Raw genomic sequence first — 21,552 nt, forward strand, 5'->3', positions numbered from 1 at the left:
CCCGCATGGCGGCGGCCAGGCGGGGCTTTTCCACGCGTGACTAGCGGGACTGCATGATCTCGCGCATCAGGCGGGCCGTCTCGGAGGGGGTCTTGCCGACGCGGACGCCGACCTTCTCCAGGGCCTCCTTCTTGGCCTGGGCGGTGCCGGCCGAGCCGGAGACGATGGCGCCGGCGTGGCCCATCGTCTTGCCCTCGGGGGCGGTGAAGCCCGCGACGTAGGCCACGACCGGCTTGGTGACGTGCTGCTCGATGTAGGCCGCGGCACGCTCCTCGGCGTCGCCGCCGATCTCACCGATCATCACGATCGCGTCGGTGTCCGGGTCGTCCTGGAACGCCTGGAGCGCGTCGATGTGCGTGGTGCCGATGACCGGGTCGCCGCCGATGCCGACCGCGGTCGAGAAACCGAAGTCGCGCAGCTCGTACATGAGCTGGTAGGTCAGCGTGCCGGACTTCGAGACCAGGCCGATGCGGCCGGCGGTGGTGATGTCGGCGGGGATGATGCCGGCGTTGGACGCGCCGGGCGAGGCGATGCCGGGGCAGTTGGGACCGATGATGCGGGTCTTGTTGCCCTTGGCCACCGCGTACGCCCAGAACTCGGTCGAGTCGTGGACCGGGATGCCCTCGGTGATCACGACGCAGAGCGGGATCTCCGCGTCGACGGCCTCCTTGACGGCGGCCTTGGTGTGGGCCGGCGGCACGAAGACGACCGACACGTCGGCGCCGGTCTGCTCCATGGCCTCCTTCACCGTGCCGAACACGGGCAGGCCCTCGTGCGTGATGCCCGCCTTGCGGGCGTTGACGCCGCCGACGACCTTCGCGCCGGAGGCGAGCATGCGGCGGGTGTGCTTGGTGCCCTCACCGCCGGTCATGCCCTGAACAATGATCTTGCTGTTCTCGGTCAGCCAGATAGCCATGACTCACGCACCTACCGCAGCGAGCTCGGCGGCCCGCTTGGCCGCGTCGTCCATCGTGTCAACCAGCTCGACCCGCGGGAGCGCGGCGTCGGCCAGGATCTGCCGCCCGAGCAGGGCGTTGTTGCCGTCGAGGCGGACCACCAGCGGGTGGGTCACGGCCTCGCCGCGGCTCTCCAGCAGCTTGAACGCCGAGACGATGCCGTTGGCGACGGCGTCGCAGGCGGTGATGCCGCCGAAGACGTTCACGAAGATCGACTTGACGCTCGGGTCGGAGAGGATGATCTCCAGGCCCGCGGCCATGACCTCGGCCGAGGCGCCGCCGCCGATGTCGAGGAAGTTCGCCGGGGACGGCTTGCCGGGGTACGCCTCACCGGCGTAGGCGACCACGTCGAGGGTGGACATGACCAGGCCCGCGCCGTTGCCGATGATGCCGACGTTGCCGTCGAGCTTGACGTAGTTGAGGTCCTTCTCCTTGGCCTTGGCCTCCAGAGGGTCCTCGGCGGCCTTGTCGGCCAGCGCCTCGTGGTCGGCCTGGCGGAAGCCGGCGTTCTCGTCGAGGGTGACCTTGCCGTCGAGGGCCTTCACCTGGCCGTCGGCCGACAGGATCATCGGGTTGACCTCGACCAGCGTGGCGTCCTCGTCGACGAAGCAGTGCCACAGCTTCTCGATGAGCTCGGCGGCGCCGTCGAGCGACTTCTCGGGCAGGCCGCCGGCCACCGCGATCTCACGGGCCTTGGCGCGGTCGATGCCGTCGAGGGCCGAGACCGGCACCTTGGCGACCTTCTCGGGCGTGCTGTGGGCGACCTCTTCGATGTCCATGCCGCCGGCGGCGGAGCAGATCGCGAGGAAGGTCCGGTTGGCGCGGTCGAGCAGGAAGGAGAAGTAGTACTCCTCCGCGATCGCGCTGGCCTCCTCCACGAGCACCTTGTGGACCGTGTGGCCCTTGATGTCCATGCCGAGGATGGCGGTGGCCTTCTCGACGGCGTCGGCGGCGTCGTCGGCCACCTTCACGCCGCCGGCCTTGCCGCGACCGCCGGTCTTGACCTGGGCCTTGACGACAATGCGGCCGGTCAGCTCCTCAGCCGCCGCCCGCACCTCCTCCACGGTGTTGGCGACGATGCCGCGTGGCACCGGGATGCCGTAGTCAGCGAAGAGCTCCTTCGCCTGATGTTCGAACAGGTCCACGAGGGTCCGTCCTTGCTTATCCGACTGATGTTCGACGGCCCGGGCAACTGCGCTGACGGTCGCGTCCGCTCGCCGCTCGTGTCGGCTTCGTGCCTCGCTCTCTCACGGCGAGCTCCTACGCTCAGGGGTGCGTGCCGGGCGTTTCCGCCAGTGAAGCCTAGCCCCAAGCTTGACCTGCACAGGTCATCGGGGCACGGTTCTTCCGCTATGTGACGGTGATCTCACTTCACCATGTCCCACTCTGCACCGAAAGTGCACCAATTCGCTGCCTTATGCGGTGTCTCTCGATATATGGTCGTGATCTTCAATTGGCAGGATTCCTGCTCCCCTCATTCTTGATCTGAAGGAATCGGATGAAGCGAATTATCGCGGGCCTGGCCCTGGCCTCCGCGGCGGCGCTGGTCACCGCGACCCCGGCCCAGGCCGCGCCCGTGGACCCGGCGAAGGCGCTGAAGAAGCAGTACGTCGCCGGGCACGGCGTGCGGTTCACCGAGACGTCCCGCTCCTCGCTGGACGGCAAGAGCACCGGCGCCACGAAGACGACCGGCGTTTTCGAGTTCGGCAAGGGCGGAATCGTCGCCTCGGACGTGAGGAATCACAGCGCCGGCAAGAACTCCGACGTGTTCGCGTCGCTGATGCCGTCCCGGATGATCACTGTGGGCAAGCACGTATACGCGCAGGGCGGTCTTTACAGCGAGGGCCTGCCCGAGGGCAAGAAGTGGGTCCGCTACCCCGACACCGGCATCAGGATCAGCAACTCCAACCAGATGCTCGACGTCTTCGAGCCCAAGGTGCTGAAGGCCCTCGTCTCCCACGCCAAGAGCACCAAGGGCGGCATCTACCGCGGCTCGCTCACGGTCAAGGAGCTCGGCAAGATCTACGGCCAGCCCGTCGACAAGAAGGTCGCCAAGGTCGAGGTCTCCTACCTGCTCGCCCTGAACTCCCAGGGCCTGGTCACCAGGGTCGTCAGCGACTGGACCCTCGACTACGGCATCCTCGGCGCCAGCCACAGCACGACCGAGACCCGCTTCACCGGCTGGGGCGCCAAGGTCAAGGTCAAGGCCCCGCCGGCCGACGAGGTCGCCGACGTCTCCGAGCTCGGCGACGACAGCACGGTCCCGCAGGACATCCCGGACGGCTCGCTCAACTCGCTGGGCAACGTCAGATAGCCCTGCAGGGTCCCTTTTTCCCGAGGAAGTTCATGAAACGAATGCTCGCGGCCGCGGTGACGGCCGCGGCGCTCCTCCCGGCCGTCCCCGCACAGGCGGCCGCGGACCCGGGCGCGGCGCTGAAGCGGCAGTTCGTCCCCGGCCACGGCGTGACGATGCGCACGACGTCGAACAGCCCCGGCCTTCGGGAGACCATCCGGGTCACCGGGTCCGTGGAGTTCGGCAAGTCGGGCGTTGTCGCCTCTGACCTCATGGTCAGGGACACGGGCAAGAATGCCGCCTCCACCGACTGGATGCGCGTCGTCAGCGTCGGCGGACGCTTCTACTTCCAGTCGCCGCTGATGCTCGACCGGCTGCCCATGGGCAAGACGTGGGTGCTCATGGCGTTCGAGGGCGAGCCCCTCGTCTCGTTGGCGGGCGTCGACGTCTTCAAGCCCAGGGTGCTGCGATCGCTGGTGGCCCATGCCAAGAGCGTCAAGGGCGGGCTGCACCGCGGCTCGCTCACGGCCAAGGAGGCCGGGGCGCTCGGCCCCGGAGGCAGCGGGCCGTTCTCCTACCTGCTCGGCCTCGACTCCGCGGGGCTGCCGACCCGGCTCGACACCGATACCGGAGCCGGCCGTGGCAAGGACTGGACGCGAACCGCCGTCGAGACCCGGTTCACCGGCTGGGGCGCGAAGATCACGATCAAGGCGCCCTCGGAGGACGACGTGATCTCCTCCGAAGAAGCCGACGAGGCCACGATGGCGGAGCTTCTCACCGCCTTCGAGGACATCCCCGAAGGTTCCACCAGCTCGCTCGGTCTGAGCAAGTAGACCGTCGAGCCGTCACCGGCGTGGCCGCCGCCCTGGCGGCCACGCCGTCGCTCCGGAGGGCGTGACCGGGTTCAAGGCCCCGCACAGCCTGACGAGCGGCCTCACCTGCACGTTCGACCCCCGTGAACTCGCCGCGCAGGCCACCTTCGGGGCCGACCGGCGGGCAGGTCAGGTCAGGCGGGAGTCGCGCAGGGACGCCCACTCCAGCGAGTGCCTGATGCCCTCCTCGACCGTGAACCGGGCCTCCCAGCCGAGCAGCCGGCGGGCCCGGTCGCTGCGCGTGTACGCCCCCGCCACGTCACCGGGCCGGGCGGGCGCCTCGACCACGTCGATCGGCCGGTCGACCACCCGGTTGAACGCCTCGGCCAGCTCCCGGACCGTCGTGCCGGCGCCGGTGCCGAGATTGATCACGTCGGCGTCCAGGGAGTCGAACCGGCGCAGCGCCTCCACGTGCGCGGCGGCCAGGTCCCAGACGTGCACGTAGTCGCGGATGCCCGTGCCGTCGCTCGTCGGGTAGCCGGTGCCGGTGATCCGGAACGGCACGCCCTCCTCGTACGCCTCGATCATCTTGCCCAGGGCGTGGCTGGGACGGCGCAGTTGCAGGCCCGTGCGCATGGCCGGGTCGGCGCCGATCGGGTTGAAGTAGCGCAGGGACAGGATGCGGATCGGGCGGGTGGCGGCGATGTCGGCGAACATGGCCTCGCAGACCGCCTTGGTCCGCGCGTACGGGCTCTGCGGGGCGAGCGGCGAGTCCTCGTCGACGGTGTGGTCCTCGCCGGCGCGGTAGATCGACGCGGACGAGCTGAAGACCATCCGCTCGCAGCCGTTGCGCAGCAGGTGGTCGGTGAACTCCAGGCTCTTGGCGACGTTCGCGCGGTAGTAGCCGACCGGGTCGGCGACGGAGTCGGGCACGACGATCAGGGCGGCGCAGTGGACGACGGCCTCGATGTCGGGGTGCTCGGCGAAGATCTTGTCGACGAGGGCGCCGTCGCCGACGTCGCCCTCGTAGAAGATGCGTCCGTCGGCGAACTCCCTGCGGCCCGTCACGAGGCTGTCGAGGATCACGGGCTCGATGCCGGCGTCGAGGCACGCCGACCCGATCGTGCTGCCGATGTAGCCCGCCCCACCGGTAATCAATACGCGCATCCCCGCACCCTACGGGCCCCCCGCGAGGGCCGCGCGCCCCGACGATGATCTTCATGACGCCCGGCCCGCGGGGAGGCCGGGCCGGTCTCCCGCTGGTCATGTCGGCCCAGCCGTGCGACATTTCCTGGTATGGGCAGGGACGTACCAGTCGTCGTGTTCAGCCGGGACGATCGCCGGAAATATCGGGAAAAGGTGCGTCGATGTCTCGACGTCTTCGCCCAGATGTTGCGCGAGTCCCGCTTCGAGTTCGAACGCCCCCGCGCGGGCCTGGAGATCGAGCTCAACATCGTGGACGCCCGGGGCGAGGCCGCCATGCGCAACGCCCAGGTGCTGGCCGCGATCGAGCAGCCGGACTGGGCCACCGAGCTGGGCCAGTTCAACATCGAGATCAACGTCGAGCCCCGGGAGCTGACCGGCGACGGCCCGCTGCACCTGGAGGAGGACGTACGGAGGCGGCTCAACCACGCCGAGGAGCGCGCCCGCTCCCAGGACGGGCACCTGATGCTGGTCGGCATCCTGCCCACGCTGCGCGAGCAGGACATCAGCGAGGGAACCCTGTCGGCCAACCCCCGCTACCGCCTGCTCAACGAGCAGATCTTCGCCGCCCGCGGCGAGGACCTGCACCTGTGCATCGAGGGCGTGGAACGCCTCGACACCCACGCCGACAGCGTCGCGCCCGAGGCCGCGTGCACGAGCGTGCAGCTCCACCTCCAGGTCAGTCCGGAGGCGTTCGCGCCGCACTGGAACGCCGCCCAGGTCATCGCGGGCCCCCAGGTCGCGGTCGCGGCCAACTCCCCCTACCTGTTCGGCAAGGAGCTGCACCGCGAGACCAGGATCGCGCTGTTCGAGCAGGCCACCGACACCCGTCCGGCCGAGCTGAAGACGCAGGGTGTGCGGCCGCGGGTGTGGTTCGGGGAGCGCTGGATCACCAGCGTCTTCGACCTGTTCGAGGAGAACGTCAGCTACTATCCGGCGCTGCTCCCCCTGTGCGAGGAGGAGGACCCGCGCGCCGAACTGGCGCAGGGACGCATCCCCCACCTGCACGAGCTGACCCTGCACAACGGCACCATCTACCGCTGGAACCGGCCCGTCTACGCGGTCGTGGACGGCGTGCCGCACCTGCGCGTGGAGAACCGCGTCCTGCCCGCCGGCCCCACGGTGGCCGACATCGCCGCGAACGCCGCGTTCTACTACGGGTTGATGCGCGTGCTCCCGTCGGCCGAGCGCCCGATCTGGAGCCAGATGTCCTTCCGCACCGCCGAGGACAACCTCGCCGCCGCGGCCCGGCACGGCCTGGACGCCCGGCTCTACTGGCCGGGGCTGGGCGAGGTGCCGGCGGCCGAGCTGATCCTGCGCCGGCTGCTGCCCATGGCGCGCGCGGGCCTGGCCGAGTGGGGCGTGCACACGCCGGTGGCCGACCGGCTGCTCGGCATCATCGAGGGACGCTGCCTGACCGGCCGTACGGGCGCGACCTGGCAGGTCGAACGGGTGCGCGCGCAGGGCGGCGACCGGCACGAGGCGCTACGCGCGATGACGTTGGACTACATCAACCGCATGCACGCCAACGATCCGGTGCACACTTGGGACGTGTGAACCTCGTGCGCGCCCGTGTCCTCGTCCTGGCCCTCGTCCTGCTGCTCGCCGCCTGCGGCGACACCCGGCCCGTGTCCCGGGACGTCCAGGGGGCCGACACCTTCGAGGACGACCTGCGGACCGCGCGTACGCTCACCGAGTCGTTCTGGGCGGAGTTCTTCGACCAGCAGGGGATGACTTATCGGCCTATCGCCGCCTTCATCCCTTACTCCGGGAGTTCCGGTCCTTCGTGCGGGGGCGAGCCGTCCGTGCCGAACAACGCCTTCTACTGCCCCGAGGGCCACTACATCGCCTTCGACCGGTCGTGGATGGAGTCCCTGTGGAACGACATGGGCGACGGCTCGGTGTACGTGATCATTCCCCACGAGTTCGGGCACGCCGTCCAGGCCCAGCTCAGGACCGGTTTCGAGCTGAACGTCCAGGCCGAGCTCCAGGCCGACTGCTACGCCGGCGGGACGCTGTCGGCCCTGGTCCGCTCGGGCTCTCTGCAGGCCCAGCCCGGTGACGAGGACGAGCTCCTGACCAGCCTGGAGGCCGCCGGCGACCCCACGGACGACTGGCTGAACCCCGCCGCCCACGGCACCGCCGAGCAACGCCAGTCCGCCTTCGCCGACGGCTACGAAGGCGGCGTCGGCGGCTGCTGAGGACGGGCTCGGGCGTCTCCTGAGGATGTACCCGTGGGTCAGCCCAGAGGATGATGCGTCTGATCATGACCTGGCTCTACGGTGGAGTCATGCCACTGGAGGAGATCGGCTGGCTGCGTAAAGGCGCGTGCAGGTCCAGCGACCCTGACCTCTTCTTCCCCCTCGCCCCCTCGCCGCTGCAGGAGGCCCGGGCGAAGGCGGTCTGCGCCCGCTGCCCGGTCGTGAACGAGTGCCGCGCCTACGCCTTACGCGAGGGCGAGACGGAAGGCATCTGGGGCGGCCTCACCCCGCAGGAACGCCGCCGCACCCGCTTCCCCGCAGGCTGGCGCAACTCCGCCGCCTCCTGACACCTCCCCCACCGACCGACGCCCCGCATCGCCGGACGGGTTCCTGCCGGACAGCCCGCCCCGCCATCCCCCGGCGCTTCCCCGCCGGACGGTGCGACGCCGGGGTCCTGTGGCGCGACGTAGCCTGCAAGGGTGCTGTTGCGCTCGATCGCCGTCCTCACCGCCGCCAACGTCCTCAACAACAAGATCGCCCCAAGGCTCGCCCCGCTGACGTCCGTCGCCGCCACCGCCGCGCTCGTGGCCATGGCACGCCGGAGCGGCGCCTCCTGGCGGGAACTCGGGTTCGAACAGGCCCCCAGGGGCGCGGCCGTCGGCGGCGCGCTGGCGACGGCCGTGGCCGCCGTCTACACCGTGGGCATCGCCGTACCCCGCACCCGGCCGCTCTTCCGCGACGAGCGCGCCCTGTCGCTCTCGCGCGCCCGCGCCCTGGAGGAGGCCCTGGTCCAGGTCCCTCTGGGCACGGTCCTGCTGGAGGAGGTCGGGTTCCGCGGCGCGCTGCACGCCATGCTGGCCAGGCGGCACGGCGCGGTCGCCGCCACGGCGGTCTCCTCGGCCCTGTTCGGCCTCTGGCACATCCTCCCGGCGATCGACATGGCCCGCGCGAACCCGGCGCTCGGGGCGCTGACCGCGGGCGAGTCGCCCGCCCACCTCGACGTCGCGCGGGTGGTGGCGGGCAGCGTGCTGTCCACGGCGGCGGCGGGGGTGCTCTTCTGCGAGCTCCGGCGCCGCGGCGGACTGCTCGCGCCGTCGATGCTGCATCTGGCGACCAACTCCCTCGGCTACCTCTTCGCGAGGATCTCAGCAAAGCACTGAAACCGGATGATCGGTTCCGGCCGGGTAGAGACTTGTGCCAGGCCGGGATGAGGATTCCACCTCCGAAGCTGAGGATCCTTCCACTTCCTTTGGAACGGTCCACTTGACTCGCCCCGATGGCTCTACCTTCACCCGAGACGCGCATCGCGGGAGCTCCGACGGGCTCCCCAGACGCCGCACATCAGGATCAGAGATTCGTCCGGTGGAGGTACGGAGGTGGTGGTGTATGCGTACTGTGATCGACATCGACAAGAGGCTTCTGGAGCTGGCCCAGCACGAACTGGGGACATCGACCATGAAGGAGACGGTGAACGCCGCCCTGGAGGAGGTCGCCCAGAGGGCCAAGCGACGCGAGGCCTTCGAATACTGGCGTACACGGGACAATACGGATCTCCTGGACCCGGAGCTCCTGAAGCATGCGTGGTGACCACCGGAGTGGTCTACCTCATCGACAAGAGCGCCCTGGCCCGCATGCCGCATCCGGCGGTCCATCAGGCCCTCGAAGCGCTCATGCTCGACAGGACGCTCGCCGTCTGCGAGGTCACGCAACTGGAGGTGCTCCACAGCGCCCGTGACCCCAAGGGCTACGAGAAGGACGCCCGCCACCTGCGGGAGGGCTTCCGCCTCCTGTCCATCACGCACAGAAAGGTCGGCGGCAGGGCCCTGGAGGTGCAGGCGATGCTCGCCGGCAGGTCGCACCACCAGGCGGTCGGGCTGAATGATCTGCTGATCGCCGCCTGCGCCGAGGTGCACCAGGCGACGATCCTGCACTACGACCGGGACTTCGACATCATCTCCGAGGTCACCGGGCAGCCCGCGCTCTGGGTGGCGCCGCCGGGCTCCATCCCCTGAGCCGAGGGAGGAACGTCCAGGTCAGGCCGTGGGCACGACCTGGAAACCCTCCGCGTAGTGGCCCTCGCCGAAGCCGGCCTGCTCGGCCCAGGCGGCGAAGCGGCCGCGGACGAAATCGGCGAAGCCCTCGACGTGGGCGACCTGGCTGACGTGCGACTGCAGGGCCGCGAGCTTACGGTCCATGACCTCGGTGACGTCGACCCAGTGGTTGGGGGTCTGGCCGCCGTTCAGCCAGACCTCCCTGACCGTCCACGCCTCCAGGCCCTCGTCGCGCAGCAGCTCGGGGAAGGCGTAGGGGTTGCGGGCGTCGGGGTAGACCGCGTCGAGGGCCGCGCCGCCCACGGCCCGGTGGTCGGGGTGGCTGGGGGCGACGAACTGGTAGTTGCGGTCGGGGTGGTGGGTGATGACCAGGTCCGGACGTACCTGGCGGATCACCCTGGCGATGTCGCGCCGGAGGTCGAGCGAGGGCACGACCCGGCCGTCGGAGTAGCCGAGGAAGCGTACGTCCGTCACGCCGACCGCCTTGGCGGCGGCGAGCTGCTCGGTCCTGCGGAGCTCGGCCATTCCCGAGTTGTCCAGGGTGCGCTCGTTGCCGCCGGCGTCACCGTCGGTGACCAGCAGGTACGTGACCTCCACGCCCCGATCCACGAACAGCGCCACGCTCCCCGCCGATCCGAAGTCGACGTCGTCGGGATGGGCGGTGACGACAAGTACCCGGTTGATCTCGGATTCCGGCAGCATGGCTCCCCTTCCTGGACCCTGTACGGAGGACAACCGGCACCCCGTCGGAGGCATTCCGGGCGCCGTTTGTCGGTGGCTCGTCTTAACCTAGGTGGGTGCCGACCCAAGTCTCTGTTGACCACCCCTTGCTCGACGGCCTCAACCCCCAGCAGCGCGAGGCCGTGATCCATCATGGCAGCCCGCTGCTCATCGTGGCGGGGGCGGGGTCGGGGAAGACGCGGGTGCTCACCCACCGCATCGCCTACCTGCTGGCCGAGCGCAACGCGCATCCGGGCGAGATCCTGGCCATCACCTTCACCAACAAGGCCGCCCGCGAGATGAAGGAGCGCATCGACAAGCTCGTCGGCCCGCGCTCCAAGGCGATGTGGGTGATGACGTTCCACAGCGCCTGCATGCGCATCCTGCGGCGCGAGGCCAAGCGGCTGGGCTTCCCGTCGAGTTTCTCGATCTACGACCAGGCCGACTCGCAGCGGCTGATGGCGATGGTCTGCAGGGAGATGGAGCTCGACCCGAAGCGCTACCCGCCGCGTTCGTTCTCGGCGCAGGTCAGCAACTTCAAGAACGAGCTGGTCGACTACGAGACCGCGCTGGACAGGGCGGGCTCGCACCTGGAGAAGACGCTCGCGCAGGCGTACAAGGCCTATCAGCTCAAGCTGACCGAGGCCGGCGCGATGGACTTCGACGACATCATCATGAACACGGTGACGTTGTTCCAGCTCTTCCCCGAGGTGGCCGAGCACTACCGGATGCGGTTCAGGCACGTGCTGGTCGACGAGTACCAGGACACCAACCACGCCCAGTACATCCTGATCCGCGAGCTGGTGGGCCATCCCGAGCTGCGCACCGCCGACGGCGACGTGGTGCGCTCGGGCGGCGACATGTCCGAGCTGTGCGTGGTGGGCGACGCCGACCAGTCGATCTACGCCTTCCGCGGCGCGACGATCCGCAACATCCTGGAGTTCGAGCGCGACTACCCCGACGCCCGCACGATCCTGCTGGAGCAGAACTACCGCTCCACCCAGAACATCCTGGCCGCGGCCAACGCGGTGATCGCGCGCAACGAGGGGCGCAAGCCGAAGAACCTCTGGTCCGACCAGGGCGACGGCCCCAAGATCGTGGGCTACGTCGCCGACAACGAGCACGACGAGGCCATGTTCGTGGCCCAGGAGGTCGACCGGCTCAGCGACGAGGAGGGCGTCAAGCCCAGCGAGGTCGCGGTGTTCTACCGGACCAACGCCGCCTCCCGCGTGTTCGAGGAGATCTTCATCCGCACCGGGCTGCCGTACAAGGTGGTCGGGGGCGTGCGCTTCTACGAGCGCAAGGAGGTCAAGGACCTGCTGGCCTACCTGCGGGTGCTGGCCAACCCGGCCGACGTGGTGTCGATGCGGCGCATCCTCAACGTGCCCAAGCGCGGCATCGGCGAGCGGGCCGAGGCGATGATCGAGGCGCTGTCCTCGCGCGAGCGCATCTCGTTCTGGGACGCGCTGCGCCGGGCCGACGAGGCGTACGGCATGGCGACGCGCTCGCTCAACGCGGTGCGCGAGTTCGTGGCGATGCTGGAGGAGCTGATCGCCAAGGCCGAGGGCGTGCCGCCGTCCACGCTGGCCGAGGAGATCCTCGTGGCCACCGGCTACCGCGCCGAGCTGGAGGCGTCCGAAGACCCTCAGGACGAGTCCCGCCTGGAGAACCTCAACGAGCTCGTCTCGGTGGCCTCGGAGTTCGAGGAGGCCAATCCCGAGGGCACGCTGGTGGAGTTCCTGGAGCAGGTGTCGCTGGTGGCCGACGCCGACCAGATCCCCGACGCCGAGGGCGGGCAGGGGGTCGTCACGCTGATGACCCTGCACACGGCCAAGGGGCTGGAGTTCCCTGTCGTCTTCCTGACGGCGATGGAGGACGGCGTGTTCCCGCACGTCCGGTCGCTGGGCGAGCCGAAGGAGCTGGAGGAGGAGCGGCGGCTGGCCTACGTCGGCATCACCCGGGCGCAGAAGCGGCTCTACCTCACGCGGGCGGCGGTGCGCAGCTCGTGGGGGTCGCCGTCGTTCAACCCGGCCTCGCGGTTCGTGAACGAGGTGCCGGGGCAGCTCATCGACTGGCGTACCGACCCGGAGAAGTCGGCCTGGAGCGCGGCGACGCGGCGGGAGCCGACCCCGCGGCCGGCGCCCAAGGGCGGCGGGGCGCGTCAGGTCCCGTCGCTGGCGGTGGGCGATCGGGTGACGCACGACAAGTGGGGGCTCGGCACGGTGGTGGCCGTGGACGGGGTGGCGGAGAAGACCAAGGTCAAGATCGACTTCGGTGGCGACGGGGAGAAGACGCTGCTGCTGGCGTACGCGCCCCTGGAGAAGCTCTGACCCCTGGTCAGCGGGCGCCCGGCCTTCGACGGCCGGGCTCCTGACGACATGCCCCGGGCCGGGGGTCGCAGGGTGGCAGGGCTCCTGGGTGGGAGCCCTGCCGACAGGGTCACGGTCAGGGCTTGAGGGCGCTGCCCTGCTTCCACTGGGTCCAGTTGAGCTGCCAGTAGCTCCAGCCGTTGCGCCAGTCGAGCTTGCGCTTGGTTCCGGTGATCTTGACGACGTCACCGCGCTGGGCGATGCCGTAGAACCACTTGGCGCCCTCGGGGGTGGCGCGCACGCAGCCGTGGCTCTGGTTGGAGCGGCCGAGGTACTGGTAGTAGCCGGCGCTCTGGTGGACGTACTCGCCGCTGTCGGAGATGCGCACCGCCCAGGGGATCTCCTCCTTGTAGTAGCGCGGGTCCTTGGGGTCGGTCACCCCCATCCAGGACGACGTCATCGTCTCGACGGACTTCTTGCCCATCGTGAGGTGCACGCCGCTGGTGGTGAGGTAGACGTCCACGCCGTTGCGCAGCAGGCCGCCGCGGCCGGCGCTGATCGCGATCTTCTTGGCGATCTTGCCGTCCCGGTAGACCTTCATCTGGTGCTTGCGGGTGTCCACGACCGAGATGTTCGCATTGCCGACGGCGAAGCGGCGGGTGACGTCCTCGGCCTTGTTGCCGGGGAGCTGGCTGAGGCGCGCGGTGAACAGCACCTTCTGGTGCGGCTTCCAGTACGTCTTCGTCCGGTAGATGACCTTGCGGGCCGACACCCAGCGCCAGGCGCCGTCGACCGGTTTGTCGGCCTCGACCTCCAGCAGCGCCTCGACGGCGGCCTTGTCCTTCACGTCCCGGTCGAACGTGACGATGATCGGGAAACCGACGCCGACCTTCTCCGACGTCTCCCCCATGGGAGTGATGTCGGCGATGTCGAGCTTGACCTTCTTGGCCGGAGCCGCGACGTGAGCAGCCGCGGCGGCGCCCACGGAGGCGGTCGTCCGGGCCTGCGGGACCTGCGGGGCTGGTACGCCTTCTGCTGAACAGGCCGCAGCCGACAGCAGTGCGACCATGGCAAGCAACCGGGGGACGCGATTCAAGGGGATTACTCCTGGATTATGTGCTTCTCCTTCCATGTGTGACTACTGAGACAGGCGATTCGTCTACGAACGGCCGTAACGACCTTGTAACGGTCCAGAAAGCAGGGTCAGACCAGGCGGCGCGCGGTGGCCCAGCGGGACAGCTCGTGCCGGTTGGAGAGCTGGAGCTTGCGCAGCACGGACGAGACGTGGGTCTCCACGGTCTTGACCGAGATGAACAGCTCCTTGGCGATCTCCTTGTACGCGTAACCGCGGGCGATCAGCCGCAGCACCTCGCGTTCGCGCTGGGTGAGCGAGTCGAGCTCGGGATCGATCGACGGCGCCTCGGACGAGGCGAAGGCGTCGAGGACGAACCCGGCCAGCCGCGGCGAGAAGACCGCGTCGCCGTCGGCCACCCGGCGGATGGCGTCGGTGAGCTCCTTGCCGCTGATGTTCTTGGTCACGTAGCCGCGGGCGCCGCCCCTGATGACGCCGATGACGTCCTCGGCGGCGTCGGAGACCGACAGCGCGAGGAAGCGGACCTGCGAGCCGGTGCTGAGGACGCGGCGCAGCACCTCCTGGCCGCCGCCGCCGGGCATGTGCACGTCGAGCAGGACCACGTCGGGCTGGTGCTCGGCGATGGCCTTGACCGCCGTCTCGACGTCCTCCGCCTCGCCCACGACCTCGATCGAGTCGCCCAGCTCCGCGCGTACGCCGGATCTGAACAGCCGGTGGTCGTCGACGATCAACACGCGTGTCATTGCTTGTCCACCTTCATCGTCAGCATCACTTCCGTGCCCTCGCCGGGCTCGGTGCGGACCCTGGCCGTGCCGCCGTGACGTTCCATTCTCCCGATGATGGACTCCCTGATGCCCATTCTGTCGAGGGGTACCGCCTCAAGGTCGAAGCCCTTTCCGCGGTCCTTCACGAAGATGGTCACCTCCAAGCCCTCCACCTCCGCGTAGACGGAGATGGCCGGGCTCTCAGAATATTTGGCCGCGTTGACCATCGCCTGCCTGGACGCCTTGAGCATCGCCGCCAGCTTGCCCTGCGGGTCGAGGTCGAGGTCGCCGACGCAGACGACCTCGATGGGCACGCCGTGCGAGTCCTCCTCCTCGGCCGCGATCCTGCGTACGGCGGCGGCCACGGTGGCGTCGGCGTCCTGGGCGGGCTGGTAGAGCCAGTTGCGCAGCTCGCGTTCCTGGGAGCGGGCCAGCCTGGTGACCTCGCGGGGGTCGTTCGAGACGCGCTGGATGAGGGTGAGCGTGTGCAGCACCGAGTCGTGCACCATGGCGGCCACCTCGGCGCGCTCCTCCTGCCGGATGCGCTCGCGGCGTTCGAGCTGGAGCTCCTTCCACAGGCCGGCCAGCCAGGGCGTCGCGATGACCGCGATGCCGCCGACCACGACGACCGTGAACATCAGGCCGGGCCTGGCCTTGGCCAGTTCGCCCTGGGCGTACAGGAAGCCGGCCGCGCCGATGACGACCAGCGTCACGCCGAGCAGCGTGCGCACGCGGTTGGTACGGATGCTCTTGGTCGCGCCGCTGACCCAGTTCTTGCGGCGTTCGGGGTCGGCCTGCTGCCAGAGGATGAGCGCGCCGATGCCGCCGACGGCGAACGGCAACATGCCGATCCCGCCCTTCGAGGCCCCGGTCAGCCAGCCGAACGCGGCCAGCGCCACGCCGATCGCGCTGAAGGCGGCTAGCTGACTCCAGTCGCGCTGCGGCGGCTGCCCCTCGTACGGCTCACGCGGAGTGATCATCCACAGCACGGCGTAGGCCACCATGCCGACCCCGTCCACGACGCTGAGCAGCACGAACATCAGCCTGATCACGACGGGATCGAGGGAGAGCTGCGCCGCCAGCCCCTGGGCCACGCCGCCGAGCAGGCGGCCCTCCATGGGGCGGAGCATCCGGCGATAGGGTCGATCGCCGGTGGGCTCGGCAAGTGTCTTCTGGTCTGCCATAACATCGCCATCGTCACATGTCGCAGGCACTTCGGGCATCAGGGAACAACCCCCAGGGTCGAGTCAGGGGTCTCCCGGATGCGGTCACCCCGCCCGACGGTCCACGATGGTTCCATGACAGAAGCTCCGCCCAGGCAACCCGCCGCCCCGCCCCGGGAGCTGCGACGCAGCAGCGAAGGGCGCTTCCTCATGGGCGTCTGCGCCGGTCTCGGGCGGCACACCGGCATCGACCCCGTGGTGTTCCGCGTGGCGTTCGCCGTGCTCCTGCTCGGCTCGGGCATTGGGATCTTCCTGTACATCGCGGCGTTCCTGCTGATGAAGGAGCCCAACGGCGGGCCGGGGATCATCGAGCAGTGGACCCGTCGCGACTTCGACGCCGAGACCGTGATGGCGCTGCTGACGGCGGTGCTCGGGTTCGGTCTCGCGCTCAACCTCGCGACCGTGTGGCTCGACACCGGCACGCTGGTGGTCGGCGTGCTGCTGGCCGTCTCGCTGCTCGCGGCCCACTCCAGCGGCGTCGACCTGCTGGCGCTGGCCCGCTCGATGCCCGAGCGGCTCGGTCGCCGGCGCTCCCCCGACGCGGAGTCGCCCGCGCCGCCCTACGCGCCGCCCGCGACCCCGCCGGTGCGTCCCGCCGAACCCGGCTGGTCCGGCCTGGGCGACACCGCGACGGCCCACCCCGAGTCCCCCGCGCCCGCCCCCAGGACGGCAGCCCCCAGGACGACGGCCGCCGCCCACGCCGAGGCCGTGGCCGCGCGACTGCGGGCGATGTCGGCCGGACGCCAGCCCGAGGCTCCCCGTACGGACAAGCCCGAGACGCCCTCCGCTGAGGAAGAGCGGGCCGAGATGTCGAAGATCGAGGCCGCGCAGGCGATGGAGGCCGCCGGGGCCGTGACGGCGGAGCACGAGCTCCCGCAGGACGCCACCCGCCAGGCGGAAACCCCCAAGACGGACGCCCCCCGAGCGGACGCCACCCGCCAGGCTGAGGCCCCCGAAACAGATGCCCCCCGAACGGACGCCCCCCGAGCGGAGTCCCCGAAGACCCGGGTCGAGGCCCCGCGGCCGCAGGCGGCGTCGCGGCAGGAGCCGCCCGGCTACCGCCCCCAGCCCAGAACCGCGATCGACTACAGCGGCTACGGCGAGCCCTTCGCCCCGAAGGGCCCCTACCGCCCGCTCGACCCGGCCAGGCGGCAGGCCGGCTACTCGCCCTACGACCCCGCCCTGTACGGCCGCCCGGCCCCCGGCCAGGCGCACAGCCCGGCGCCACGGCAACGACGCCCCAAGTCGTTCATCGGGGTCATCACCATCTTGCTCGCGATCATAGTGGGAGGGATCGTCGTGGCGGTCCAGGCCAGGTCGGCCGCGGGCGTGAGCCCGACCATCGTCGGCGGCGCCGTGCTCATCACCATCGGCGCCGGGCTGCTCATCGCCGCCTGGTGGGGCCGCGGAGCCGGTCTCGTCGCGGCGGGCACCACGGTCGCGCTGCTGATCGGCGTGGGCCTGATGCTGGGCGGTCTGCCGCGCAACGTCGGCGACTCCACCTGGTACCTGACCAAGCCCTCGGAAGCGGGCAGGGTCTACGACGTCGGCGTCGGCGAGGGACGGCTGGACCTGACGGAGCTGAAGGCGCTGCCGGGCACGAGCCTGACGTTCGACGCCAGGGTCTCCGTGGGCGAGCTGACGGTGATCGTGCCGCCGACGGCCAGGGTCGAGGTGCACGCGTCGAACAAGGTCGGCGACATCAAGGTCGACCAGTCGATCAGGGGCGGCGTCGACATCAAGTTCGACAAGGTGCTGGAGCCCGAGATCAGGGCCGCGGACGAGGAGTTCACGATCGTGCTGAACCTGCGTGGCGGCCTCGGCGACATGGAGGTGCGGCGTGGCGCGTGACGTCGAGCGCGTCCGGCGGCTGCACCGGACCGACTGGATGGCCCTGCTGAGCGGCACGTTGTTCGTGGTGCTGGGCATTCTCGTCGTGACCCGCGAGCTCAGGGACGCGCTGATCCTGGTCGGGGTGACGGTCGTGGGGCTGGCCTTCGCGGGGGTGGTGGCGATCATCGCGCGGGTGGTCCGCGGCAAGTAACCCTTGACCGGGAAAAACACCGGCGTAGTTTCGGGTGTGTCCGCCTTTCCCCCTGCTCCTGAGGGAGGACGTATGCCCCGAATCACCGTCACCGTCGACGGGATCAAGTACGAGGAGGACGTCGAGCCGCGGCTCCTCCTCGTCCATCTACTACGTGAGCGGCTCGGCAGGACCGGCACCCCGGTCGGCTGCGACACCAGCAACTGCGGCGCGTGCACGGTCCTGCTCGACGGCAAGAGCGTCAAGAGCTGCTCGGTGCTCGCCGTCCAGGCCGACGGCGGCGACGTCGTCACCATCGAGGGCCTGGGCGCGAACGGGTCGATGCACCCGATGCAGCGGGCCTTCCACGAAGAGCACGCGCTGCAGTGCGGCTACTGCACCCCCGGCATGGTCATGGCCGCGATCGACCTGGTACGGGAGGACCCGGAGCCGTCGGAGGAGTCGATCAGGCACGGGCTGGAGGGCAACCTGTGCCGCTGCACGGGCTACTGCAACATCGTGCGCGCGGTGAAGCGCGGCGCGCAGGAGATGGGGCAGGCGGTGAGGACGCAGTGAGCGAGCCGAGCCCCGAGGCCGTCACCGGGCAGGACGCCGTCCACGAGGTGGGCCGGCCGCGCAGGCGGAAGGAGGACGCCAGGCTGCTGACGGGGCGCACGCGCTGGACGGACAACCTGTCCCGGCCCGGCACGCTGCACGTGATGTTCCTGCGCAGCCCGATGGCCCACGCCCGGATCACCCGGGTGGACGTGTCGGCGGCCCGCGGCCTGCCCGGCGTGGTGGCCGCGTTCAGCGGCCAGGACTTCGCCGGCGAGCAGGGCAGCCTGCCGTGCGCGTGGCCGGTGACCGACGACGTCGTCATCCCCGACCATCCGCCGATGGCGACCTCCGAGGTCCGGTACGTCGGCGAGGCCGTGGCCTGCGTGGTCGCGACCGACCGGTACCGGGCGGCCGACGCGCTGGAGGCCATCGAGGTCGACTACGAGCCGCTGCCCGCGGTGCTCGACATGACCGAGGCGCTGTCGCCGGACAGCCCGAAGGTGCACGAGGCGGGCAACCAGGCGTTCTCCATGAAGATCACCTCGGGTGACGTCGAGGCGGCGTTCGACGGCGCCGCGGTCGTCGTCGACCGGACGTACGTGCAGCAGCGGCTCATCCCGACGGCGATGGAACCGCGCGCGGTGCTCGTGGACACCGACGGCGACTCGTTCACGATGTGGACCTCCACCCAGATCCCGCACATCCTGCGGGTGATGCTGGCCGTCGTGACCGGCATCCCCGAGCACGACCTGCGGGTGGTCGCGCCCGACGTGGGCGGCGGGTTCGGCTCGAAGTTGCAGGTCACCGCGGAGGAGGTGCTCTGCCTGCTGATGGCGCGCAGGCTGGGCAGGCCGGTCAAGTGGACCGAGTCCCGCTCCGAGGGCAACCTGACCGTGCACCACGGCCGCGACCAGCTCCAGCGCATCCGGCTCGCCGCCGACGCCGACGGGCGCATCCGGGGGCTCCGGGTGGAGCTGCTGGCGGACATGGGCGCGTACCTGATGCTGGTGACGCCGGGGGTGCCGCTGCTCGGGGCGTCCATGTTCAACGCGATCTACAAGATGGACGCGTACGAGTTCGGTTGCCGGGGCGTGTTCACCACCAAGATGCCCACGGACGCCTACCGGGGCGCGGGCCGCCCGGAGGCCACGTTCGGCATCGAGCGGACGATGGACGAGCTCGCCGCCGAGCTGGGCCTGGACCCGCTGGAGGTGCGCAGGCGCAACTGGATCAGGCACGAGGAGTTCCCGTACACGACGATCTCGGGGCTGACCTACGACTCGGGCAACTACGAGGCGGCCACGGAGAAGGCGCTGTCGCTGTTCGGCTACGACAAGCTGCGGGCCGAACAGGCCGACCGGCGGGACCGGGGCGATCCGGTGCAGCTCGGGATCGGGGTCAGCACGTACACGGAGATGTGCGGGCTGGCGCCGTCGAGGCTGCTCGGGGCGGCGAGGTTCGGGGCGGGCGGCTGGGAGCACGGCTCGGTGCGCATGCTGCCGACCGGCAAGGTCGAGGTCATCACCGGCACGTCCCCGCACGGCCAGGGGCACGTGACGGCGTGGAGCCAGATCGTGGCCGACGCGCTGGGCGTGCCGTTCGAGGACGTGCGCGTGCTGCACGGCGACACGGCCGTCGCGCACAAGGGCATGGACACCTACGGCTCGCGCTCGCTGGTCGTGGGCGGCATCGCCGTGCTGCAGGCGTGCGAGAAGGTCAGGGAGAAGGCCAGGAAGCTGGCCGCCCACATGCTCGAATGCTCGCCGGACGACCTGGAGTTCGGCGGCGGCGCGTTCAAGGTGCGCGGCACCGGGTCGAGCAGGACGATCCAGGAACTGGCCTACGCCGCCTTCCAGGCGCACGACCTGCCCGACGGCGTGGAGGCGCGGCTCGACTCCGACGCCACGTTCGACCCGGACAACTACTCCTTCCCGCACGGCACGCACCTGTGCGCGATGGAGGTGGACACCGAGACGGGCATGAGCCGCATCCGCTCGTACGTGGCCGTGGACGACGTCGGCAAGGTGGTCAACCCGCTGATCGTCGAGGGCCAGGTGCACGGCGGCATCGCGCAGGGCGTGGCGCAGGCGCTGTACGAGGAGGCCGTCTACGACCCCGACGGCAACCTGCTGACCACGACCATGGCCGACTACCTGCTGCCGTCGGCGGCGGACCTGCCCTCGTTCACGACGGACCGGACCGAGACCCCGGCGACCGGCAACCCGCTGGGCGTCAAGGGCGTCGGCGAGGCCGGCACGATCGCCTCGACCCCGGCGGTGGTGAACGCGATCGTGGACGCGCTGCGGCCGTACGGCATCGACGACGTCCGGATGCCGTGCACGCCCGAGCGTGTCTGGCGAGCGCTGGAAGGAGCGCGGCGATGATCCCCGCACCGTTCGACTACGTGCGTCCCGACTCGCTGGCGGCGGCCTGCGCGGAGCTCGCCTCCGACGAGGACGCCAAGGTCCTGGCCGGCGGGCAGTCGTTGCTCCCGCTGCTGCGGCTGCGGCTGGCCTACCCGTCCAAGCTGGTGGACATCGGCCGCCTGCCCGGCCTGAACGGCGTGCACGACCGGGGCGACCACGTCTTCATCGGCGCGCTGGCCACGCACGACGAGGTGATGCGCTCCCCGGTGGTGAACGACGGCGTCCCGCTGGTGGCGCTGGCCACGGCCAGGGTGGCCGACCCGGCGATCAGGCACCGGGGGACGTTCGGCGGCTCGCTGGCCCACGCCGATCCGGCGGGTGACCTGCCCGCCGTGGTGCTGGCGCTGGACGGCGTGATCGTGGCCGGGTCGGCGGAGGGCGAGCGGGAGATCCCGGCCGCCGAGTTCTTCGTCGACTACCTGGAGACGTCGCTGCGGGCCGGGGAGATCCTGGTCGGGGTGAAGCTGCCGAAGCTGGGCGCGGGCTGGGGCTTCCACTACGAGAAGTTCCACCGGACCGCGCAGTCGTGGGCGATCGTCGGCGTGGCGGCCGCGGTCCGGCGTTCCGACGGCGCGATCGCCGAGGCCAGGGTCGCGCTGACGAACATGGGCCCGACGCCGGTGCGCGCCCGCGCGACGGAGGCCGCGTTGCCGGGCGTCGAGCTCGGCGACCAGGTGCGGCAGGCGTGCGAGCAGGCCGCGGACGGCACCTCTCCGCCCGCCGACCTGCACGCCCAGCCCGACTACCGCCGCCACCTGGCCCGCGTCCTGACCCACCGGGCGGTGCGCACGGCCGCCGGGTCCCCCTGAGTGAGGCGGGGGGGGGCCCCCCCGGGGGGGCCCCCCCCGCCCGGGGTTTGGGAGACCCACCGGGAGTAGGGGGGGGGAGTGGGGGGGGGGTTTGGGACGGGGGGATGGTAA

At 70.4% G+C, this 21,552-nt stretch carries 21 protein-coding genes; 14 read left to right on the forward strand and 7 right to left on the reverse strand.

Annotation, left to right across the window (positions count from 1 at the left end; genetic code table 11):
- Positions 1 to 40 precede the first annotated feature (40 nt).
- Both sucD and sucC read right to left on the reverse strand, forming a co-directional pair.
- Positions 41 to 916 carry a succinate--CoA ligase subunit alpha gene (gene sucD / locus ABZ815_RS44640; RefSeq protein ID WP_125644468.1) on the reverse strand — a complete coding sequence of 292 codons (876 nt, stop codon included), beginning with the start codon at positions 914 to 916 and terminating at the stop codon, positions 41 to 43.
- Between the two features lie 3 nt (positions 917 to 919).
- Positions 920 to 2,101, reverse strand: a complete 1,182-nt coding sequence (sucC, locus tag ABZ815_RS44645; protein WP_357707786.1) for an ADP-forming succinate--CoA ligase subunit beta — start codon at positions 2,099 to 2,101, stop codon at positions 920 to 922.
- A 353-nt stretch (positions 2,102 to 2,454) separates the two neighbouring features.
- Here sucC and ABZ815_RS44650 point away from each other — a divergent pair, with 353 nt between their 5' ends.
- Both ABZ815_RS44650 and ABZ815_RS44655 read left to right on the forward strand, forming a co-directional pair.
- The gene (locus ABZ815_RS44650; RefSeq protein ID WP_357707787.1) at positions 2,455 to 3,270 is read left to right on the forward strand and encodes a hypothetical protein; all 816 of its coding nucleotides are present in this window, start codon (positions 2,455 to 2,457) and stop codon (positions 3,268 to 3,270) included.
- A gap of 32 nt (positions 3,271 to 3,302) precedes the next feature.
- Positions 3,303 to 4,082, forward strand: coding sequence for a hypothetical protein (locus tag ABZ815_RS44655; RefSeq protein WP_357707789.1), 780 nt, complete (start codon positions 3,303 to 3,305; stop codon positions 4,080 to 4,082).
- Between the two features lie 168 nt (positions 4,083 to 4,250).
- Here the strand turns inward: ABZ815_RS44655 and galE are convergent, their stop codons facing one another.
- Complete coding sequence (gene galE / locus ABZ815_RS44660; RefSeq protein WP_357707790.1) at positions 4,251 to 5,228, reverse strand: UDP-glucose 4-epimerase GalE; 978 nt, start codon at positions 5,226 to 5,228, stop codon at positions 4,251 to 4,253.
- A 192-nt stretch (positions 5,229 to 5,420) separates the two neighbouring features.
- Here galE and ABZ815_RS44665 point away from each other — a divergent pair, with 192 nt between their 5' ends.
- The 6 genes from ABZ815_RS44665 (at position 5,421) to ABZ815_RS44690 (ending at position 9,477) form a co-directional block, all read left to right on the forward strand.
- The gene (locus tag ABZ815_RS44665; protein ID WP_357707791.1) at positions 5,421 to 6,821 is read left to right on the forward strand and encodes a glutamate--cysteine ligase; all 1,401 of its coding nucleotides are present in this window, start codon (positions 5,421 to 5,423) and stop codon (positions 6,819 to 6,821) included.
- Complete coding sequence (locus ABZ815_RS44670; protein ID WP_357707792.1) at positions 6,818 to 7,465, forward strand: neutral zinc metallopeptidase; 648 nt, start codon at positions 6,818 to 6,820, stop codon at positions 7,463 to 7,465. The genes ABZ815_RS44665 and ABZ815_RS44670 overlap by 4 nt, the downstream gene beginning before the upstream one ends.
- An 89-nt stretch (positions 7,466 to 7,554) precedes the next feature.
- Positions 7,555 to 7,812 carry a WhiB family transcriptional regulator gene (locus ABZ815_RS44675; protein WP_357707793.1) on the forward strand — a complete coding sequence of 86 codons (258 nt, stop codon included), beginning with the start codon at positions 7,555 to 7,557 and terminating at the stop codon, positions 7,810 to 7,812.
- Between the two features lie 132 nt (positions 7,813 to 7,944).
- Positions 7,945 to 8,625, forward strand: a complete 681-nt coding sequence (locus tag ABZ815_RS44680) for a CPBP family intramembrane glutamic endopeptidase (RefSeq protein WP_357707794.1) — start codon at positions 7,945 to 7,947, stop codon at positions 8,623 to 8,625.
- Positions 8,626 to 8,851: 226 nt separating this feature from the next.
- On the forward strand, positions 8,852 to 9,052 hold the full coding sequence (locus tag ABZ815_RS44685; protein ID WP_357707796.1) for a type II toxin-antitoxin system VapB family antitoxin: 201 nt from the start codon (positions 8,852 to 8,854) through the stop codon (positions 9,050 to 9,052).
- On the forward strand, positions 9,049 to 9,477 hold the full coding sequence (locus tag ABZ815_RS44690; protein WP_357707798.1) for a PIN domain-containing protein: 429 nt from the start codon (positions 9,049 to 9,051) through the stop codon (positions 9,475 to 9,477). The genes ABZ815_RS44685 and ABZ815_RS44690 overlap by 4 nt, the downstream gene beginning before the upstream one ends.
- Before the next feature lie 21 nt (positions 9,478 to 9,498).
- Here ABZ815_RS44690 and ABZ815_RS44695 read toward each other — a convergent pair whose 3' ends face one another.
- On the reverse strand, positions 9,499 to 10,218 hold the full coding sequence (locus ABZ815_RS44695; RefSeq protein WP_357707799.1) for a PIG-L deacetylase family protein: 720 nt from the start codon (positions 10,216 to 10,218) through the stop codon (positions 9,499 to 9,501).
- 125 nt (positions 10,219 to 10,343) lie between these two features.
- Between ABZ815_RS44695 and pcrA the strand changes: the two genes are divergently transcribed.
- On the forward strand, positions 10,344 to 12,566 hold the full coding sequence (gene pcrA, locus ABZ815_RS44700) for a DNA helicase PcrA (RefSeq protein WP_357707811.1): 2,223 nt from the start codon (positions 10,344 to 10,346) through the stop codon (positions 12,564 to 12,566).
- A gap of 115 nt (positions 12,567 to 12,681) precedes the next feature.
- Here pcrA and ABZ815_RS44705 read toward each other — a convergent pair whose 3' ends face one another.
- From ABZ815_RS44705 to ABZ815_RS44715, 3 genes are all read right to left on the reverse strand, one after another.
- Complete coding sequence (locus ABZ815_RS44705; RefSeq protein ID WP_357707800.1) at positions 12,682 to 13,641, reverse strand: L,D-transpeptidase; 960 nt, start codon at positions 13,639 to 13,641, stop codon at positions 12,682 to 12,684.
- Positions 13,642 to 13,748: 107 nt separating this feature from the next.
- A complete protein-coding gene (locus tag ABZ815_RS44710) occupies positions 13,749 to 14,381 on the reverse strand; it encodes a response regulator transcription factor (RefSeq protein WP_352323887.1) in 633 nt (210 codons plus the stop codon).
- Positions 14,378 to 15,586 (reverse strand): PspC domain-containing protein, encoded by a 1,209-nt coding sequence (locus tag ABZ815_RS44715; RefSeq protein ID WP_357707801.1) that lies wholly within the window; start codon positions 15,584 to 15,586, stop codon positions 14,378 to 14,380. The genes ABZ815_RS44710 and ABZ815_RS44715 overlap by 4 nt, the downstream gene beginning before the upstream one ends.
- A gap of 114 nt (positions 15,587 to 15,700) precedes the next feature.
- On the opposite strand from ABZ815_RS44715, the gene ABZ815_RS44720 reads away from it, so the two are divergent.
- From ABZ815_RS44720 to ABZ815_RS44740, 5 genes are all read left to right on the forward strand, one after another.
- Positions 15,701 to 17,476: a PspC domain-containing protein gene (locus ABZ815_RS44720; protein ID WP_357707803.1), complete on the forward strand. Its 1,776-nt coding sequence runs from the start codon at positions 15,701 to 15,703 to the stop codon at positions 17,474 to 17,476.
- Positions 17,466 to 17,669, forward strand: coding sequence for a hypothetical protein (locus ABZ815_RS44725; RefSeq protein WP_357707804.1), 204 nt, complete (start codon positions 17,466 to 17,468; stop codon positions 17,667 to 17,669). Before ABZ815_RS44720 ends, ABZ815_RS44725 begins: the two co-directional genes overlap by 11 nt.
- 72 nt (positions 17,670 to 17,741) lie before the next feature.
- Entirely contained in the window at positions 17,742 to 18,224 is a 483-nt protein-coding gene (locus ABZ815_RS44730; protein WP_357707806.1) for a (2Fe-2S)-binding protein, read from the forward strand.
- Positions 18,221 to 20,590 (forward strand): xanthine dehydrogenase family protein molybdopterin-binding subunit, encoded by a 2,370-nt coding sequence (locus tag ABZ815_RS44735; RefSeq protein WP_357707807.1) that lies wholly within the window; start codon positions 18,221 to 18,223, stop codon positions 20,588 to 20,590. The genes ABZ815_RS44730 and ABZ815_RS44735 overlap by 4 nt, the downstream gene beginning before the upstream one ends.
- Positions 20,587 to 21,441, forward strand: coding sequence for a xanthine dehydrogenase family protein subunit M (locus ABZ815_RS44740; protein WP_357707808.1), 855 nt, complete (start codon positions 20,587 to 20,589; stop codon positions 21,439 to 21,441). The genes ABZ815_RS44735 and ABZ815_RS44740 overlap by 4 nt, the downstream gene beginning before the upstream one ends.
- Positions 21,442 to 21,552: the final 111 nt, after the last annotated feature.

Origin of the sequence: Nonomuraea sp. NPDC047529, assembly GCF_040642995.1 — a bacterium.
GTDB lineage: Bacteria > Actinomycetota > Actinomycetes > Streptosporangiales > Streptosporangiaceae > Nonomuraea.